17 protein-coding genes are annotated in these 16,319 nt (G+C 66.3%); 4 read left to right on the top strand and 13 right to left on the bottom strand.

Translation table 11 applies throughout. The features are described from left to right. Window positions 1–3: 3 nt before the first annotated feature. The 3 genes from M5E06_RS25195 to M5E06_RS25185 all read right to left on the bottom strand — a co-directional run bounded on the left by M5E06_RS25195 (window position 4) and on the right by M5E06_RS25185 (window position 2,486). Complete coding sequence (locus M5E06_RS25195; protein WP_252140553.1) at window positions 4–1,389, bottom strand: DUF6513 domain-containing protein; 1,386 nt, start codon at window positions 1,387–1,389, stop codon at window positions 4–6. A 46-nt stretch (window positions 1,390–1,435) separates the two neighbouring features. Next, window positions 1,436–1,882, bottom strand: a complete 447-nt coding sequence (locus M5E06_RS25190) for a dihydroneopterin aldolase (RefSeq protein WP_109075781.1) — start codon at window positions 1,880–1,882, stop codon at window positions 1,436–1,438. A gap of 73 nt (window positions 1,883–1,955) precedes the next feature. Beyond that, on the bottom strand, window positions 1,956–2,486 hold the full coding sequence (locus M5E06_RS25185) for a DUF3280 domain-containing protein (RefSeq protein WP_252140552.1): 531 nt from the start codon (window positions 2,484–2,486) through the stop codon (window positions 1,956–1,958). Window positions 2,487–2,552: 66 nt separating this feature from the next. On the opposite strand from M5E06_RS25185, the gene M5E06_RS25180 reads away from it, so the two are divergent. Next, a complete protein-coding gene (locus M5E06_RS25180) occupies window positions 2,553–3,191 on the top strand; it encodes a hypothetical protein (protein ID WP_252140551.1) in 639 nt (212 codons plus the stop codon). Window positions 3,192–3,200: 9 nt separating this feature from the next. On the opposite strand, the gene M5E06_RS25175 is transcribed toward M5E06_RS25180, so the two are convergent. The 5 genes from M5E06_RS25175 to M5E06_RS25155 form a co-directional block, all read right to left on the bottom strand. After that, a complete protein-coding gene (locus M5E06_RS25175) occupies window positions 3,201–4,541 on the bottom strand; it encodes a quinoprotein dehydrogenase-associated putative ABC transporter substrate-binding protein (RefSeq protein WP_252140550.1) in 1,341 nt (446 codons plus the stop codon). Between the two features lie 7 nt (window positions 4,542–4,548). After that, a complete protein-coding gene (locus tag M5E06_RS25170; protein ID WP_252140549.1) occupies window positions 4,549–5,076 on the bottom strand; it encodes a c-type cytochrome in 528 nt (175 codons plus the stop codon). A 123-nt stretch (window positions 5,077–5,199) separates the two neighbouring features. After that, window positions 5,200–7,035, bottom strand: a complete 1,836-nt coding sequence (locus M5E06_RS25165; protein ID WP_252140548.1) for a methanol/ethanol family PQQ-dependent dehydrogenase — start codon at window positions 7,033–7,035, stop codon at window positions 5,200–5,202. Window positions 7,036–7,434: 399 nt separating this feature from the next. Next, window positions 7,435–8,250, bottom strand: a complete 816-nt coding sequence (locus tag M5E06_RS25160) for a lanthanide ABC transporter permease protein PedC (RefSeq protein ID WP_252140547.1) — start codon at window positions 8,248–8,250, stop codon at window positions 7,435–7,437. Further along, on the bottom strand, window positions 8,247–9,035 hold the full coding sequence (locus tag M5E06_RS25155; protein ID WP_252140546.1) for a lanthanide ABC transporter ATP-binding protein PedB/LutE: 789 nt from the start codon (window positions 9,033–9,035) through the stop codon (window positions 8,247–8,249). Before M5E06_RS25155 ends, M5E06_RS25160 begins: the two co-directional genes overlap by 4 nt. Window positions 9,036–9,175: 140 nt before the next feature. Here M5E06_RS25155 and M5E06_RS25150 point away from each other — a divergent pair, with 140 nt between their 5' ends. The 3 genes from M5E06_RS25150 to M5E06_RS25140 are packed head-to-tail and all read left to right on the top strand — an operon-like array spanning window position 9,176 to window position 12,077. Beyond that, window positions 9,176–10,339, top strand: coding sequence for an ATP-grasp domain-containing protein (locus M5E06_RS25150; RefSeq protein ID WP_252140545.1), 1,164 nt, complete (start codon window positions 9,176–9,178; stop codon window positions 10,337–10,339). After that, window positions 10,336–11,244 carry an ATP-grasp domain-containing protein gene (locus M5E06_RS25145; protein WP_252140544.1) on the top strand — a complete coding sequence of 303 codons (909 nt, stop codon included), beginning with the start codon at window positions 10,336–10,338 and terminating at the stop codon, window positions 11,242–11,244. The genes M5E06_RS25150 and M5E06_RS25145 overlap by 4 nt, the downstream gene beginning before the upstream one ends. Beyond that, window positions 11,241–12,077: a RibD family protein gene (locus tag M5E06_RS25140; protein ID WP_252140543.1), complete on the top strand. Its 837-nt coding sequence runs from the start codon at window positions 11,241–11,243 to the stop codon at window positions 12,075–12,077. The genes M5E06_RS25145 and M5E06_RS25140 overlap by 4 nt, the downstream gene beginning before the upstream one ends. Before the next feature lie 73 nt (window positions 12,078–12,150). On the opposite strand, the gene pqqA is transcribed toward M5E06_RS25140, so the two are convergent. The 5 genes from pqqA to M5E06_RS25115 form a co-directional block, all read right to left on the bottom strand. Next, complete coding sequence (pqqA, locus tag M5E06_RS25135; RefSeq protein ID WP_085083035.1) at window positions 12,151–12,231, bottom strand: pyrroloquinoline quinone precursor peptide PqqA; 81 nt, start codon at window positions 12,229–12,231, stop codon at window positions 12,151–12,153. 518 nt (window positions 12,232–12,749) lie between these two features. Then, window positions 12,750–13,280 (bottom strand): formaldehyde-activating enzyme, encoded by a 531-nt coding sequence (gene fae / locus M5E06_RS25130; RefSeq protein ID WP_286208977.1) that lies wholly within the window; start codon window positions 13,278–13,280, stop codon window positions 12,750–12,752. Between the two features lie 314 nt (window positions 13,281–13,594). Next, window positions 13,595–13,978, bottom strand: a complete 384-nt coding sequence (locus M5E06_RS25125) for a hypothetical protein (protein ID WP_252140542.1) — start codon at window positions 13,976–13,978, stop codon at window positions 13,595–13,597. Between the two features lie 148 nt (window positions 13,979–14,126). After that, window positions 14,127–15,101 (bottom strand): PQQ-dependent catabolism-associated beta-propeller protein, encoded by a 975-nt coding sequence (locus tag M5E06_RS25120; RefSeq protein WP_252140541.1) that lies wholly within the window; start codon window positions 15,099–15,101, stop codon window positions 14,127–14,129. A gap of 13 nt (window positions 15,102–15,114) precedes the next feature. Continuing rightward, a complete protein-coding gene (locus M5E06_RS25115) occupies window positions 15,115–16,269 on the bottom strand; it encodes a lanthanide ABC transporter ABC transporter substrate-binding protein PedA1 (protein WP_252140540.1) in 1,155 nt (384 codons plus the stop codon). Between the last annotated feature and the right edge of the window lie 50 nt (window positions 16,270–16,319).

Below are 16,319 nucleotides of genomic sequence, written 5' to 3'. Positions count from 1 at the left end.
GGCTCAGCCGCCTCGCTTGGTCGTGCCGGCGGCGTGGAAGCCGGTGGGATCGTCCTGCGGCTCGTCGGTTGCGGCTCCCCAGCGCAATTCGCTGTCTTGGGCATAGCGTTTGCCGAGCTGCCACGCGATCTGCGCCCGCGCCAGTTCCACCCCAAGATAGAAGGCATGGCCGGCGTCGATGCCGGGATCCAGCTTCGGGAACAGGTCGAAGGGATCGGAGGCGCGATGGTGGCCGTCGCGGTTGTAGAGATGGATGCCTTCGTCGCTGACCTCCACCCGGTAATTGGGATCGCGAATCTGTGCCGCGGTCTCGGCGATCTGCTCGGCGCTGCGGACGAAGGGCCGGCGGTCGCGCAGGCACAGCAGCCCGGTGCCGAAGCCCCGTGGCATGCTGTGCGCCGCGCGGGCGGCGAAGAACTGGCGCCGCGCCACGTCGAACTCGCGGATGGCGCGCCGGCAATGCGGGCTGACCTGCACCGCCAGGACGTTGCCGATCCGCAGTTCGGAGATCACACCCATCAGAACGGCGGTGACGCCTGGGGTGTCGGCGTCGGTCAGTTCGGTCACATTGCCGATGCCCATCAGGATCTCGGCGTCGGGCCAGCGCTCGCGCACCGTGCGGTAGCGCAGCAGCGAATCGGTGAAGCCGTGGTGGATCGGCTCCAGGATCGGATCGACCAGGAAATGCCGCCCGCGCCGGCTCATGGCTTCGATGGCGCGCCCCAGGCTGTCGAGGTCCTGCGGGGAGGTCGGGATCAGCACCGGGACGGCCTCCCCCTCGTCGACGATATGGATCGTCTCCTCGGTCAGGCTGAGCAGATAATCGGCGCCGGCCCGGGTGGCGCGGCGCAATTCGTCCGCATTCAGGGAATCGACGCTGACGCTGAAGCCGGCATCCTGCAGGGCGCCGATCGCCTCCTCCAGATGGGGGAAGGGGGTATCGGGCAGGCAGCCGAGGTCGATGACGTCGGCGCCATCGCGGCGAAGTTCCGTCGCCTTGCCGAGGATGGCGGAGGTGTCGCGCGACGGCGCATCCACGATCTCGGCGAAGATGCGGGTGTCGTGACGGCTGAGATCGAGGGGGCGGGCCTGCCGCTGGAAGAATTGCGGCAGATCCTCAAGCTCGTCGGGGCCGCGCTCGACGGCCGTGCCGAAATGGGCGGCGAGAATGTCGAGATCGCCGCGGAAGCGGCCCGGCAGCAGGATCAGGTCGGCGTCCTGTGCGGAGTGCAGCCGCCGCAGCACGATCTCGGTGGTGGCGAGTGCCGCGACCTTGACGCCGAGGTTGACGATGGTCGTCTCGAAGGGCAGGGGAGCCAGCGAGTGCAGAACCTGCCGCAGCCGGTTCTCCGCCAGGGAGCCGGTCAGGAACAGGATGTGCCGGGCCATGCCGCCTCCCGTTCCCGCTCGATCCAAATCCTGCCTGTCAGCCCGGTCATTGCACCGGGTCCCTTGCACCGGTGAGCACCACCCCGACGCCTGCCGCCTGCGGGACGATTTCCAGCTTTTCCACCTGCACCCGGGCGAAGACCGCCTGCGGCGGTGACAGGCACAGCGCCAGCAGCTTTTCCGCCAACACCTCCAGAAGCTGGATGTGGGGGCTCCGCGTGAAGGCCTCGACCCCCTGGATCAGATATTCGTAGGAGACGACGGCGTCGAGGTCGTCGACGAAGGGCCGGTTCGGCACCTCGACGGTGACGGTCAGGCTGACGCGCACGCGCTGGGTCCGGGTCTTCTCGTGATCCCAGACGCCGATGCGGAACTCGCCGACATAATCGCGCAGCACCAGATCGTACCGGCGCATCACCGCGGCGGTGCGCGGCGGCGGTGGCCGCAGGACATTCATGATGCTGCTGTAGCCGCTCTGGGACTCGTCCGGCATCTCTCGGTCCTCCCCGCCGCCTGCCCGGCGGTCGTTTGTTGCGGCGGCCGTCCGTCGGACGGTCCATGCCCGCTCAGCGTTTTCCCGGCGCATACTCCGCCAGCCGATGGTCGACCAGCCAGCCGACGCCGCGCGACCACGAGGTCTCGTTGTCGCCGCGGATGTCGCCGCGTGCCGTCGTCACCACGCGCCCGGTGGCGACATCCTCGACGACCAGCCCGATCCACAGGATCAGGCTGCTGACCTTGCGGACGATGCCGTAGACGACCAGATCGGCACCGGCGGCGCGCGCGATGTCCAGTTCGCAGCCGTTGCATGAGCGGATCGCCGTCCCCGGCAGCACCAGCTTCGCGGTCAGCTGCGCCGTGGCGGCATCGTCGATCACATCGTAACCCTTGCTATCCAAGGCATGCCGCAGCTCCGCGCTGACCCGCTTCAACCGTTCCGCATGATCCGCGGCTGGTGGCTCGCCGCTGCTGTCCTCCAGTTCGAGGTCCAGGACCAGCGTCCGTGCCGATGCGGGTGCCGCCGCCGCGAATGCCGCCAGAACCAGTGTCACCAGTGCGATGATAGCGGCTCCGTTCCACCTCCCCACATGATCCATCGGGCATCCCCTTTTGCGCACCGGTTCCGATTGCGTCCAATCGTTGGCGAGGCCATCATTCTTGCCATGCAACGATATTCCTCCACCCTCGGAACCGCCCTCGCCGCGGTTCTCGCCACGGCCGTGTTCGTCGGGTTGCCTGCCGCCGGCTGGGCGCAGGACCCGAAGAATCCCGATTGGCCCTGTCAGCAGATCCTGGTCCCGACCCTGTCGCCGGCATCCGTCTGGGACGGTCCGTCGGTCGATGGGTTGGGGGACGAATGGCAGCGTGACCCGGCGGTCGCCACCCTGGTCCGGCGCGCGTCCGACGACAGCGTCGACCCCGCCACCCTGGAACCGGAGGCCGAGGCGCTGGCCAGACCGGAGAAGCAGGGGGCTTCGCCGGAACGGGACCATCGGATCGCCTTGGCTTTCGCCGGCACCTTCCAGACGCTGGACCGCCGGCGCAGCGCCGCCATCGCATCCATCGAGCGCTATGCCCAGCACCAGCGGGCCTTGCGTGAACGCATTGCCGCGGCCCTGCGCGACCTCGACGCCGCATCCGGTGATCAGGCTCGGGCAAAGGAGATCAAGGATGCCATCGCCTGGGACCGTCGCATTCTCGACGACCGTCGGCGGGCGCAGGGCGCGGTGTGCGAGCAGCCGGCCCTGATCGAACAGCGGCTCGGCCAGATCGCCCGGATGCTCTCGGCCCTGCTGTCCTGAGCCCATCGCTCAGTTCGCCACCTTGGATGTCGGCTGGGAGTCGGGCTGGGGTTCCGGTTCGACGGTGACCAGCTCGTGTCCCGCGGCTTTCCAGCCTTCGGTGCCGGCCGGATACCATTTGACCGCCTCATATCCCAGGGCGACCGCGCGCTTGGCCGCATTCCAGCTCATCCAGCAGTCCGGCTGGCAGAACACCACCAGTGGATGCTTGCGGTCGCCTGCGGTCAACTTTTCGAGACTCGTGCGGAAATAGGCCTCCTGCTCCGCCGACGGCGCGCCATAGCCGACATTGGGCAGCCAGTGCGCGCCGGGCAGGCTGCGATGCGGCGGCGGCACCCACCGGCTCTCCGATGTCAGGCCTTCGGGCTTTGGCGGTGTCGGCAGAACGTCGATCAGGATGGCGCCGTCCTGCGCCAGCCGTTCGACCTCCGCCGGACCCACCGTTTCGGCGCCGCGCAGACCGGGCGGCGTCGGGGCCCGGTAGTCGGCCATGCGATAGCTGTCGGGTTCCGCCACCTCCGCCCGGATGGTGCCGTCGGCATTGACGAGCGGGACATGGTATTCGGCCAGGATGCGGTCGATGTCGTCCTGGCGGCGGACGATGAAGTCGTTCAGCCAGTGCCGCCAGTCCGGCTCATCCGGGCGGATGCCCATGGAGATCATGTATTGGAAGGGTGTGGTTCCCGGCTCGTCCATCAGCGGCACGACCGCCATCGGCACCTGTTGCCGGGCGGCGAAATAGCCGGCGATGGGACCCCAGACGATGGCCGCGTCGGTGCGCGCCGCCGCGACGTCCTCCACCGCCCGCTGGGCCGGATGGTGCGCGCGCGTGTCGGTGTCGAGTTGGTATGGCTCCAGGTTGGTCAGCCCGTGGCGCAGCATCACGGTGGATGGAGGCGTGCGGGCGACGACACCGATCCGCGCCCCTTGCAGGGATGGATCGGCCAGGGTCCTGGCGGTGATCCCGGAATCCTTCCGGTAGATCAGCGCATAGGTGGATCGGTAATAGGGGTTGGTATTCTGCATCAGCTCTTCGCCGACCGCGGTGCCCATCACCAGATCGCACTGGCGGGTGCGCAGCGTGTTGCGGACGAAGCCAATGGTCTGAGGCCACCATGTGAAGGCCAGCTTCACCTTCAGATCGTCGGCGATCAGCTGGGCGATGCGGTTCTCGAACCCCTCTCCATGGTCGTTGGAGAAGGGCAGCAGGTTGGCATCCGCGCAGACGCGCAGCACGTCGGTGGGAATGCCCTCCGCCTGCCCCGATGCCGCCAGAGCGGGCACGGCCGCCGCGCAGAGCGCGACGGCCAGCAGCAGGGCATGGGAAGGAAAGGCGGGCCGGCGGGTCATGCCGGGCTCACGATGCCGACTTGAACCGCTCGGGCCGCCCACGGCCGAGCTTGTCGTCGGACCGGGCCTTGAGATAGCGGTAGATGTCGGCGAGGTTCAGCATCACGTTCGGGTCGGACCCGAAGGTCGGCATCACCTTGTCGCCGGTGGCGCCCATATTGGTGCGCCCGTTGGTGACGACGTCGGTGAACTGCCAATAGTCCATCCGCTTGAGTGAATCGACCAGCGCCGGCGCAAAGGACGAGCCGAGCCCGTCCGGTCCATGGCAGACATGGCAGGAGGAGGCGTAGCGCCGATAGCCGTTGTAGGTTCCCTTATCCACCTTGCCGTCCTTGACCATGTAGAGCGGCACGCCCTGGTCATCCATCAGCTCTTCCGGATTGGCGACCTTCGCCTCCTGTGTCGATTTTCCGTCCGGCGATGTCTGGTTCTGGGTTGGCTTCTGTGCGGCATCCTGCTGGCCGAACGCGGTACCGAGGGTCAGGGTCGCGGTGAACCCGACGGCGGCGCACAGCCCGATCAGGTATTTGGGCATCTTGCTCTTTCTCCCCACTGCCTTCATGCGTAGGCACCATCAGCTTGGAAAAGGGCGGGCTCCGGCCCTCGAGGGAACCGGCGCCCGCCTGTGCATCACTGCCTGTTAATCACTGTCGGTACATCACTGGTTGTCGGGCAGCGCGAAGACGGTCAGCGTGCCGCCCAGCTGGGTGTATTCGCCCAGCGCCTTGTGTGCGCCGACCGCGCCCAGGCCTTCCTGCTCGCCGGTCAGTCCGGCCGCCAGCCCGATGCCGGCCCAGCCGCCGACGCCCGACAGCACGGCGATATACTGCTTGCCCTTGTGCATGTAGGTGTTGACGTTGCCGATGATGCCGGACGACGTCTTGAAGTTGTACAGGTCCTTGCCGTCTTTCAGGTCGAACGCCTTCAGATAGCCTTCCAGAGTCCCGTAGAAGCCGATGCCGCCCTTGGTCGACAGGGCGCCGCTCCACACCGCGAAGCGCTCGGGCTTCGACCAGACGACCTTGCCGGCCGCCGGATCCCAGGCGATGAAGTTGCCCATGCCGCCATGCGAATTCGGAGCCGGATACATGCTGAGCGTCGCGCCGACATAGGGCTGTCCGGCGGAATACTCGACCTTGAACGGCTCGTAATCCATGCAGATGTGGTTGGTCGGCACATAGAGCAGGCCGCTGTCCGGCGAGTAGGAGGCCGGCTGCTGGTCCTTGGATCCCAGCGCCGCCGGGCAGATGCCGGTGGTGTTGTGATCCTCGCCCTGGGCGAAGGTGCTGTATTTGTCGTTCACCTTCGGCCGGCCGGTCTTCATATCGATCTCGCTCGCCCAATTGACGGACGGATCGTATTTCTGCGCGACCAGCAGTTCGCCGTTGGTGCGATCGATGGTGTAGGCAAAGCCGTTGCGGTCGAAGTTGATCAGGGCCTTGTGCTTGGTGCCGCCGACGGTGACGTCGGCCAGGATGTTCTCGTTGACGCCGTCATAGTCCCATTCGTCGAAGGGCGTCTTCTGGAACACCCATTTCGCCTGACCGGTGTCGGCATCGCGGGCGAAGATGGTCATCGACCATTTATTGTCGCTCTTGGCCCGGTCCTTGTCGACGGCGCGCTGTGTCGGGTTCCAGGTTCCCGGGTTGCCGGTGCCGTAATAGATCAGGTTCAGTTCGGGATCGTAGGTGTACCAGCCCCAAGTGGTGCCGCCGCCGATCTTCCACTGGTCCGCCGGCCAGGTCTTGATGCCCAGATCCGGTTCGCCGATCGGCTTGCCGAGCATCATCGTCTTCTGCGGGTCGATCATCACGTCCTTGTCAGGACCGGTCGAATAGGCCCGCCACACCATCTTGCCGGTGTTGATGTCGTATGCCGTCAGATGGCCGCGCACGCCGAACTCGCCGCCGCTGATGCCGACATAGACCTTGTCCTTCACCACCAGCGGGGCGGCGGTCAGCGTCTCGCCCTTGGTCGCGTCGCCGTTCTTGGCCGACCACACCACCTTGCCGGTTTCCGTGTCCAGCGCCACCAGCGTGTTGTCAGCCTGTCCCAGGAACAGCTTGTTGCCGGCCACCGCGACGCCGCGGGTGACGGTGTCGCAGCACATCACCGGGATGACCGACGAATCCTGCTTGGGCTCATACTTCCACTTGATGCGGCCATTGTCGTTGAGGTCGAGCGCGTAGACGATGTTGGGGAACGGCGTGGAGATGTACATCGTGTCGCCGACGACGATGGGACCGCCTTCGTGACCGCGGAGCACACCGGTGGAGAACTGCCACACCGGCCGCAGGTTCTTCACGTTGTCGCGGGTGATCTGGTCGAGCGTGCTGTAACGCTGGCCGGCATAGTTGCCGAGCTGCAACGCCCAGTTGGCCGGATCCTTCTGGTTCTTCATGATGTCGTCGTTGGCGAAAGCGCCGGTGGCGACTGTGATGGTGGCCGCCTGGATCGCGGCGGTGACGAGCAGACAGCGCACAAAGGGGTTCATGTGTTTCCTCCCGTTTTTTGGCGGTTGTCCCAGGGACTGTGCGGCGGCAGGCGGCTGCTTTGGTAAAATGCGGTCTTTGAGAGGGCGTTCTCCCTCGACGATCGATGCGTGACGTAGGCCGGGAGCGTCGGGCGAATGGATCACCGACGCTCCGCGTTCAAACTGCTGCGGCATCGCAGGCGCGCCGGTCGAAAATGCCGGATCACGACCGTTGGCGGGGTTCTAAACTGCCCCGCACTATGTTGGCGACGCTGACATTCAGTGTGCTCAAACAAAGATAGGCTGTGAAGATTATTTTCCGCTACCGTTCGAAAGTTTTTGGAAGAAGCGAAATAACGGAGGGGACGACGCAGAAGCGTTACCCAATTGGTGGGAACGGCAGAGCTTCAGCTCGCAGTATCAGGTCTGTTCGGCCGGTCCACCCCGCCGCGCCCAGAAGCCGCGCCCGGGATCGTAGGCCAGAACCGCCGCTCCCAGGAACAGCACCAGACAGCCGGTCACCCACAACAGCGCCGTCACGTCGACTCGGAGATACAGGCTGAAGCGAATCAGTTCCACCGCCTGGGTGAAGGGGTTCCAGGCGGCAATCTGGTACAGCGTCGGACTGCCCTCCTTGATGCGCCAGAGCGGATAGAGGGCGGAGGAGGCGAAGAACATCGGGAAGATCACGAAATTCATCACCCCCGCGAAATTCTCCAGCTGCTTGACGAAGGATGACAGCAGCAGGCCGAGCGCCCCCAGCATCAGCCCGCTGAGCAGCAGTGCTGGCAAGGCCGCGAGATAGCCCAGCGGCGGCGGCTCCACCCCCCATAGCCATGCGATGCCGAGAAAAACATAGACCTGCGCGATCGACACCGCGACGCCGGCCAGCAGCTTGGCGACCAGCAGGTACCAGCGCGGCAGCGGACTGACCAGCAGCGTCCGCATGCTCCCCATCTCGCGGTCGTAGACCATCGACAGGGAGTTCTGCATGCCGTTGAACAGCTGGATCATCGCGACCAGGCCGGGCACGACATATTCGTCGTAGAGGATGTAGGTCTCGTAGGGCGGGATGATCGAAACCCCCAGCACGGCGCGGAAGCCGACGGCGAAGATCGCCAGCCAGACCAGCGGCCGGACCAGTGCGGCGAAGAAGCGTTCGCGCTGGTGCAGGAAGCGCAGCCCCTCGCGCACGATGATGCTGCGCAGGCAGTACCAGTAGGTGGCGGCGCTCATGTCCGACGCTCCCCGGTCGTCAATGCGGCGAAGGCGATGGGCAGGGTGGCGGCGCCCGACTCGGCGCAGACCGCGCGCACGCTGCCGGAGGCGCGCAGCCGCCCCTGATGCAGAATGACGACGGAATCCTCGTCCTTCGCCTCGTCCAACAGATGGGTGGCCCACAGCACCGCCAGCCCCTGCTCACGACAGAGTGCGCGGACATGGCCAAGGATTTGCCGGCGCGATTCGGTGTCCAGACCGACCGTCGGCTCATCAAGCAGCAGCAGGCTTGGTCGGTGTACCAGGGCGCGGGCGATCTCCACCCGCCGCCGCTGCCCGCCGGACAGCGCGCGGACCTTGTCGTCGGCGCGCTCCGCCAGTCCGATGCGGGCCAGTTCCTCCCGCGCACGGGCTTCGCAGTCGGACGGCGCCATTCCGTGCAGGCCGCCATGGTAGCGCAGGTTCTGACGGACGGTCAGGTCGAGGTCGAGTGTCGGCTGCTGGAACACCACGCCGATCCGTTCCAGCGCGCGGGTCGGCTGGCGCCGCAGATCGAAGCCGAAGATGCGGATGGCGCCGGTGCGGTTGGAATAGAGCCGGGTGATCAGGGAGAACAGCGTGGTCTTTCCCGCCCCATTCAGACCAAGCAGCATGGTGAAGCCACCCGGCTGCACGGCGAAGGACACGAGGTCCAGCGCCACCCGCTTGCCGAAGCTGTGGCTCAACTCCTCCACGGCCAAGGCGGGAGGGCCGTGGATCGCGGGAATCGATGGAGGGTCCGCAGGCATCGCGGCTTCGTACATCCAGTCTTCCCCCAGGCGGGTACCCTGCTCCGGACCCAAGCAGCGATCCCTTGGCGGCATCGGGTGGGCGGCACGGGCCGTTGTTCGGAAGGGTCATTGCAAAGATGGCTGCTGCGCATGATTGTTGGGATTGCAAATGAATGTTCAAGATGCTTTCGCAGGGGGAGCGGAGCTTGACCGCGACGGCAGTCCCGGAATTCGTGGTGGTGGCGCTGTCGGCGCGGGCACTGGTGGCGAGTGCCTGCCGCGGTGGGCGGAGCGTCGCTGCCCTGGACCTGTTCGCCGACACCGATACAGCCGCCATGGCCGATCCTTGCCGGACCCTGCCATCACGGCAGCTGCGCATTCCCGTTGCGGCATTGCGGCGGGCGCTGGCCGCACCGGATTTGTCCCGGCTGCCGCTGGTCTATGGCGCCGGGTTCGAGGATCGGCCCGAACTGCTGACGGCACTGGCGCGCAGCCGGCCGGTGATCGGCAATCGGGCGGAAACGGTGGCGCGGCTAAAGGACCCGTTTGCCTTCGCAGACCTGCTTGCCGGCCTCGGCATTCCGCATCCGGAGGTCGCCACGGCGCCGCCGGCCGACGCCGGGGGCTGGCTGATGAAGCGTGCGGGCGCCAGCGGTGGCGCTCACATCCGGCCGGCCTCCTCGCGATTGACGGCCGGCCATTATGCTCAGCGCCGCAGCGCCGGGCGTCCGGTGTCCCTGCTGTTCCTGGCCGATGGCCGCCGTGTGCTGCCAATCGGATTCAGCCGGCAATGGGTGGCGCCGGCTCCCGGCCAACCCTACCGCTATGGCGGGGCGGTCGGCCCGATGCCGGCTTCCGGCGGGACCGCCGCGGCGATGGCTGCATCAATGATTCAGGCGGTGTCGCGGATCGCCGCCGCGGTGGGGCTGGTCGGGCTCAACAGCGCCGATTTCCTGGCGGGACCGGCCGGCTGGTGCCTGCTGGAGATCAATCCGCGGCCGGGTGCGACGCTCGACCTGTTCGACCGGCCGCCGATGCCCAGCCTGTTCGGCCTGCATCTGGCCGCCTGTGCCGGGACGCTGCCCGCCGAGTTGCCGCCGCTCGCCGGCTGCCGCGCCGCCCTGGTGGTCTACAGCGCCGCGCCGATCCTGCTTCAGGATGGCTTGTGCTGGCCGGATTGGACCGCCGACCGTCCGCGCACGCCCGCGCGCATTCCTGCGGGCGCTCCGCTTTGTACCGTGATTGCAGATGGACCCGACATGAAGGAAGCCCGCCGCCTTGCCGGCCGGCGTGCGCGTGAGTTGTATTTGCACCATGCTTTGGCGGAGGCAGCATGACCGATGTGGTCGCTTTGTTCACCGACGGGGCCGACTGGCATGCGGCGCGGCTGGAGCGGGCGATCACACGCCGGGGAGTCGAATGCCGGCGCGTGCCGCTGAACGGCTGCGGCTTTGCCGTTGGACGGACCGGGACGGGGCTTCTGCTGCCGGGGTTCGGCGATACGCTGCCGTCCGGGGCCTTCGTGCGCGTGGTCGGGCAGGGCAGTTTCGAACAGGTGACCCTGCGGCTGGGGGTGCTCCATGCGCTGGATCGTCTGGGGGTGCCGGTCTACAACACGGCGCGCGCCATCGAGCGCTGTGTGGACAAGAGCACCACCAGCTTCCTGCTGGCCCATGCCGGCCTGCCGACGCCCCCGTCCGTGGCCGTCCAGTCCGCCGAACTGGCCCGCGCCGCGGTGGCCGACTCGCCGGATTGCGTGTTGAAGCCGCTGTTCGGCGCCCAGGGGCGCGGTCTGCGCCGCCTGTCGCGGCCGGACGAGGTGCCGGAGCCCGAAGCCGTCGCCGGCGTCTATTACCTGCAGCCCTTCGTGCCGCCGCGGCGGGAGGGCGAATGGCGCGACTGCCGGGTCTTCGTGGTGGGCGGCGTTGCGGTGGCAGCGATGATCCGCCATGGCCGCAGCTGGATCACGAATGTCCATCAGGGTGCAAGCTGCGAGGCGTTGATCCCCGAAGGTGTCGTCGCCGATCTGGCGGTGCGGGCCGCCGCCGCGGTCTGCGCGGACTATGCCGGCGTCGATCTCATTCCCGCTCCCGGCGACGAAAACCGCTGGCTGGTGCTGGAAGTCAATTCGATGCCCGCCTGGCAGGGATTGCAGTCGGTCAGCAAAATCGACATCGCCGATGCGCTTGCCGCGGATTTCCTTCGCCGGGTCGAAGCCGCGGCGTCGGGAGGGTCTCGATGACTGAACGCATGCTCCGCCTCTTTCCCGGCGCACCGGAGGAAATCGCGCTTCCCGGCGCCTACCTCGCCCACCGCCTGCATGAGCGGGGAAGCGCCGACGCCCCCTTCGTCTATGCCAGCTTCGTCGGCAGTCTGGACGGGCGCATCGCGTTGCGCGATCCCGTCACCGGGGAGAGCCGGCTGCCGGCCGGGCTGGTCAGCGGCAACGACTTCCGGCTGTTCCTCGAACTTCAGGCGCAGGCGGATTGTCTCGTCACCCATGGCGGCTATCTGCGCGACCTCGCGGCCGGGCGGCTGGACGATGTTCTGCAGGTCGGTGTGCAGGAGGCGACGGGGGAGCTTGCGCAATGGCGTGCCGACAATGGCCTGCCGCCGCAGCCGGCCGTGGTCGTCGCCAGTGCCAGCCTGGAGTTCCCGATGCCGGACTCGCCGGCGCGCCATGGTCAGCGCGTAATCATCGCCACCGGCGCCGGGGCGCCGCCCGACCGGGTCGCCAACTGGCGCGCCGCCGGTTACGACGTGCTGACCGCGGGAGTTGGAACTTCGGTGGAAGGAGGGGCATTGGTCCGCGAATTGGGCAGCATGGGCTTCCGCAGCCTCTATCTGCTGACGGGACCGCGGATGCTCGACACCATGTTGCGGGACGGCAGGCTTTCGCGGCTGTATCTCACCACCGCGCATCGCCTGCTCGGTGGGGAGAGCTTTCACAGCATGTTGTCAGGCCCGGAGTTGGGTGATGCCGGCCGGCTGCGGCTCTGCGCGCTGCATTATGATGCGAGCGCACCTGACGGCACCGGGCAGTTCTTCGCCCATTTCGAGCCGCGGCCGGCCTGAGTGGAACATCATGAGTGGAAAGCGTGGACGGATGTTTGAGGGAAGGGTCACCCTTGCCAATCAGATGCGCCGGTTACAAACCGGCGCAGGCGTAGGCGTTGATCTCGGTACCGACCGAAATCTCGACAATCGTCGGCTTGCGCCAAGTCTTCATGTCCGCTTCCTCCGCTGGAATGGGCGATCAGGCAGGATTGCCGGGTGGAGCCCATTAGGAAATTGTACCCGTGTTGCCATGGAGCGACCATAACCCCAACGGATAGTGCCGTGAGAATTATGGCTAGTTCTTTGTGCGGCGCAAAATGGTCGTTGCGCGGTTCCTTCCTTGGAACTGGAATAATTCCATGAAATAGCCGCTGATCTGGCACGATGTTGAAAGAGATGTCGAGTTTCGTAAAATCCCGTGGGGTTCGGCATGAACCGCTTGACGTGTGATCCGTCAGCCATGGCGTTCGCAAAATTGTCCGGTGAGCTGAAGGTATTCCGTCCTTTCCTGCCGATCAGCAGGGCGCGGCATGAAGCCGTCCGCCGGAGTCCACCCTATCTTTCGAATCGAGGGCGATTGACTGCCATCGCTCGGCCGTGGCCGGAAAAATGCGGCCGACCCTGCAACAGCACCGAAAGGGCGGCGACCGCATCACGGCTGCCGCCCTTCCGGTTGGGCGCTATCGACTTTTAGCCGGCGGCGAACGGATGCTTTGCCGAATCCTTCTGGTTCAGCAGATCCTTGATGGTCGGATATCCCGACACCGCGCGTTCGATCGCTTCCTTGGTGGCGCGATAGTTGTAATCCTGGATCTTGGCGTTGTCCTTGGCCTCCCAATGGATGAAGACGCCAACACAGATGAAGATGTTGTCGATCTCGTCCTGCGGGATGGTTCCTGCCGCGACGCAGTCGGCGACCGCTTTGGCGACGCCGTGCTGGGCCGGGCCGAACATCTGCACCGCCTGCTCCGCGCCCTTGATCGTCACCTTGTTGAACAGGATGGTCGAGGGCTTGCATTGCAGATTGGGGGCGATGACCGCCAGAAGGCTGGTGAAGCCGTCCTTGTTGTTGGTCAGCGCATTGCAGAAGGCGGTTTCGGCGGCACTGCCGCGCGGCCCCATGATCAGGTCGATATGCGCGACCTCATTGCCGTCGCCGACCAGCGATTCGCCCACCAGCACACGATTGATTTTCGGGGATGACCCCTGCCACATGCCCATCGCCGCTTTCTCCCATGCATTTTAAAATCATTGGAGGACCGCCGCAGGTCATGCGGGGCACGCCAGCCACACGGATCCAGCATGACTGTTCACTGGATACCTGCGGGCACGGCGTCGGTCACGGCAGCCATTATGGCATCTTGTTTGTTTTGCCAACAAACTCTCAAAAGAGGTTCGGAGTAACTTGAAATCGCAGCCGCCGCCTTCCCGCTTCCCTGGTCCTGACCGGGATGGCACGGCCTTTCGGACAGTGCTACCCCATCTTCGGTGGCAGCGGCCGCGATCATGTCACGAAGCCGGGCGAGAGGTGCCGGTTACTGCTCGTCCTTCTTGTCATCCGATTGGCCCGAGCCACCCTGGGTGACCGGATGCCCGCCAATCGTCCCCTGACGCTCCTTCTGCAGGGAATCGTCGGGCAGCTTTCCGGTCGGCGAGGTGGTGCCTTCGGTCGAGGAGCCGGAACTGCCCTGCGACACCGGCGCACCGCCGATCGCGCCCTGGCGCTTGCCAGGCAGGGAGTCGGGCGGCAGCTGTCCGCTGGTCCCGGCGGGAGCGTTCTGGGTGGTGGTGCCAGTGGTGGTGCCGGTGGAGTTGTCGTTCGAGTTGCTGCCGGGCTGGGCCGAAGCGGGCATTGCGGCGATGGCGAGGCCGGCAGCCAACGCAAGGCCGGTCAGGGGCAGGGTCGTGAAGTGCTTCATCGCATGTCTCCGGGAATGGACGGTTCCGGCACGGCGGATCAGGACCCGTCGGTTCCTGCCGCGCGCCGCGTCGGGCCGTCGGCCAAGGTCGCCGACGCACCCGGTCATCCCCCATCAACCGAGCGTTCCGGTTCCGGGTTCCGTCAGTTCACGGCTTGACGACGATGCCCCAGGGCGCGCCGCCGACCGGAATGCTCTTGATCACCTTGTTGCGCTCCAGGTCGATCACCGACAGGTCGTTGCTGATGCCGTTGGTGGTGTAGAGCCGCTTCTCGTCGGGGGAGAAGGCGAGGTTCCAGACGCGTTGGCCGACCAGGAAATAGCGTTTCACCTCGAAGCTGCCGGTGTCGATCTCGGCGATCCGGTTGGCCGGTCCCAGCGCCACGAAGGCGCGCTTGCCGTCCTTGGTCATCTGGATGCCCACCGCCTGGATGGCTTCGCGCCGGACGCCGGTGACCTCGAACTTGATCTTCTTGATGACCTTGAGCGCCGCCGGATCGATCACGCTGACCGTGCCGCCGATCTCGCTCGACACCCAAACCTGTTTGCCGTCGTCGGTGAAACGGGCGACGCGCGGCCGGCTGTCCACCAGCACATTGCCGATGACGTTATGTTTCTCCGTGTCGATGAAGTGCGCCATGTTGGTGGTTTCGGAGGTGTTGACCAGGATCTTGCCGTCCGGGCTGATCCCCATTCCCTCCGGCTCGACGCCGACCTGGATGTTGCCGATGGCCTTCCGGTCGGCGACGTCGATGACCGTCACCATGTTGTCGTTCTCGTTGGCGACATAGAGCTTCCTGCCGTCCGGAGACAGCACGAACAGTTCCGGATCGGGCCCGGAGGGCAGGGTGTGGACGACCTTGCCGCTGGCGATGTCCACCACGTCGATGCGATTGTCGTCGCCGACACAGACAAAGAGCTGCGTTCCGTCGGCGCTCAGCGTGATACCACGCGGCCGGCGGCCGACCTTGATCTTGTTCTTGATTTGCAGGCTGTCGCCGTCGACCACGGCGATCTGGTTGTCCTTCTCGTTGGACACGAAGATGGTTTCGGCGAACACGGGCTCGGCCAACATGACCGGACCGGCGAGAAGCAGCAGGGTGCAGGACAGCAGGAATCGCATGGAGTGGTCCGCCCTATCGGTTGAGACGGCATTTGCTTTCCGGCGCATCGTCGCCGAGCGTATCGAGAGGTGTCACGGGGTGCAGAAATCCCTCCTGTGGAGACACCGAAACCAGCATCCGTGGCCCGGCGATCAGGATGGGCTGGCGCATCTGCCCGTTCCAGGCGCGGAAGGAGAGGGCCTCGCCCTTGAAGCCGGCCAGTTCGAAATCGGGGCTGTGCAGATAGGCGGTCAGGTCGTCGAAACTGGTGGCGTTGGTGCGGGCCGCCGCTTCCCCGATGCTGCGCACGGCGAGCCAGGCGGCATAGTCGCGTGGCGTCATCCAGCGGCCGGCCAGTTTTTCGAAGCGGTTTTGCAGCTGGGTGGCGCCCCACTGCTCGTTCACCCGCGACCAAGCGGTGGCGGTCAGCCCCTGGGTGCCGGCGACCGGGCGCGGATACCAGGTGCGGCCGTCGAGATAGTCGCCGAAATCGCCCGCCTCGTCGGCGACGATCAGCACGTCATAGTCCGGCCCCTGGGTCGCGAGCGGGATGTCCGACTGGATGGTGGTGACGCCCGTGTCGGTGCGCCGGTTTCCGGTGTCGAAGGTCCAGGATTTCTCGTCGGTGATCCGGCCGCCGAACCGCTTGGCCGCGCGGCGGACGGCCTCGGCATAAAGCGCATCGCCGGGATCGCGGCCGGTCAGCAGGCTCCACCGCGTCCATTTCTTCCAGGCGAGATATTGCGCCAGCGCGTCGGCCAGCATGCGCCGGCTGGGGGCGGTGTGCAGGATGTTGGCCCGGCACTGGTCGTTGCGCAGCGCGTCGTCGGTGGCGCGCGCGTTGAACAACAGCATGGACTTCGCTTCCGGCCGGTCGGCGGCGGCGAGCAGCGCGTCGGCCGGCAAATCGGCGACGACGAACCGTACCCCCTCGTCGGCCAGCGCCTTCACCCCGGCGGAGATGTCGCCATCCTGCGGCAGCACCTGTTCCACCAGCCGGTAGCTCTGGTTGAGGAACTGGCCCGTGGTGTTGTTGTCGGCCAGCGCCAGCCGCGCGCCCTGAAGCCCCTCGTCGGTCGCGACCGGCTCCAGGAAGCTCAGCGGTGTGCGCGGGTCCTCCTGGCGGGCGAGATAGCCGATCAGCATCACCTTCGTGCCGGCTTTTTGAGTATCGGTTCCCTGGGCCATGGCTGATGGCGCAATGGACAGCAATCCGATGACCGGCAGAACCACAGCCG

The sequence above is a fragment of the Azospirillum sp. A1-3 genome, from assembly GCF_023806445.1.
GTDB lineage: Bacteria > Pseudomonadota > Alphaproteobacteria > Azospirillales > Azospirillaceae > Azospirillum.
The sequence above is the reverse complement of the archived record's forward strand: the minus strand, read 5'-3'. Positions and strand labels throughout refer to the sequence as shown.

Excerpts from the sequence above, each read along its gene's own strand:
- M5E06_RS25175 (WP_252140550.1), bottom strand. The coding sequence starts at position 4,541 with ATGACCCGCCGGCCCGCCTTTCCTTCCCATGCCCTGCTGCTGGCCGTC.
- fae (WP_286208977.1), bottom strand. The coding sequence starts at position 13,280 with ATGGGCATGTGGCAGGGGTCATCCCCGAAAATCAATCGTGTGCTGGTG.
- M5E06_RS25140 (WP_252140543.1), top strand. The coding sequence starts at position 11,241 with ATGACTGAACGCATGCTCCGCCTCTTTCCCGGCGCACCGGAGGAAATC.
- M5E06_RS25165 (WP_252140548.1), bottom strand. The coding sequence starts at position 7,035 with ATGAACCCCTTTGTGCGCTGTCTGCTCGTCACCGCCGCGATCCAGGCG.
- M5E06_RS25120 (WP_252140541.1), bottom strand. The coding sequence starts at position 15,101 with ATGCGATTCCTGCTGTCCTGCACCCTGCTGCTTCTCGCCGGTCCGGTC.
- M5E06_RS25150 (WP_252140545.1), top strand. The coding sequence starts at position 9,176 with ATGTTCAAGATGCTTTCGCAGGGGGAGCGGAGCTTGACCGCGACGGCA.
- M5E06_RS25190 (WP_109075781.1), bottom strand. The coding sequence starts at position 1,882 with ATGCCGGACGAGTCCCAGAGCGGCTACAGCAGCATCATGAATGTCCTG.
- M5E06_RS25185 (WP_252140552.1), bottom strand. The coding sequence starts at position 2,486 with ATGGATCATGTGGGGAGGTGGAACGGAGCCGCTATCATCGCACTGGTG.
- M5E06_RS25195 (WP_252140553.1), bottom strand. The coding sequence starts at position 1,389 with ATGGCCCGGCACATCCTGTTCCTGACCGGCTCCCTGGCGGAGAACCGG.
- M5E06_RS25125 (WP_252140542.1), bottom strand. The coding sequence starts at position 13,978 with ATGAAGCACTTCACGACCCTGCCCCTGACCGGCCTTGCGTTGGCTGCC.
- M5E06_RS25155 (WP_252140546.1), bottom strand. The coding sequence starts at position 9,035 with ATGTACGAAGCCGCGATGCCTGCGGACCCTCCATCGATTCCCGCGATC.
- pqqA (WP_085083035.1), bottom strand. The coding sequence starts at position 12,231 with ATGAAGACTTGGCGCAAGCCGACGATTGTCGAGATTTCGGTCGGTACC.
- M5E06_RS25115 (WP_252140540.1), bottom strand. The coding sequence starts at position 16,269 with ATGGCCCAGGGAACCGATACTCAAAAAGCCGGCACGAAGGTGATGCTG.
- M5E06_RS25160 (WP_252140547.1), bottom strand. The coding sequence starts at position 8,250 with ATGAGCGCCGCCACCTACTGGTACTGCCTGCGCAGCATCATCGTGCGC.
- M5E06_RS25145 (WP_252140544.1), top strand. The coding sequence starts at position 10,336 with ATGACCGATGTGGTCGCTTTGTTCACCGACGGGGCCGACTGGCATGCG.
- M5E06_RS25180 (WP_252140551.1), top strand. The coding sequence starts at position 2,553 with ATGCAACGATATTCCTCCACCCTCGGAACCGCCCTCGCCGCGGTTCTC.
- M5E06_RS25170 (WP_252140549.1), bottom strand. The coding sequence starts at position 5,076 with ATGCCCAAATACCTGATCGGGCTGTGCGCCGCCGTCGGGTTCACCGCG.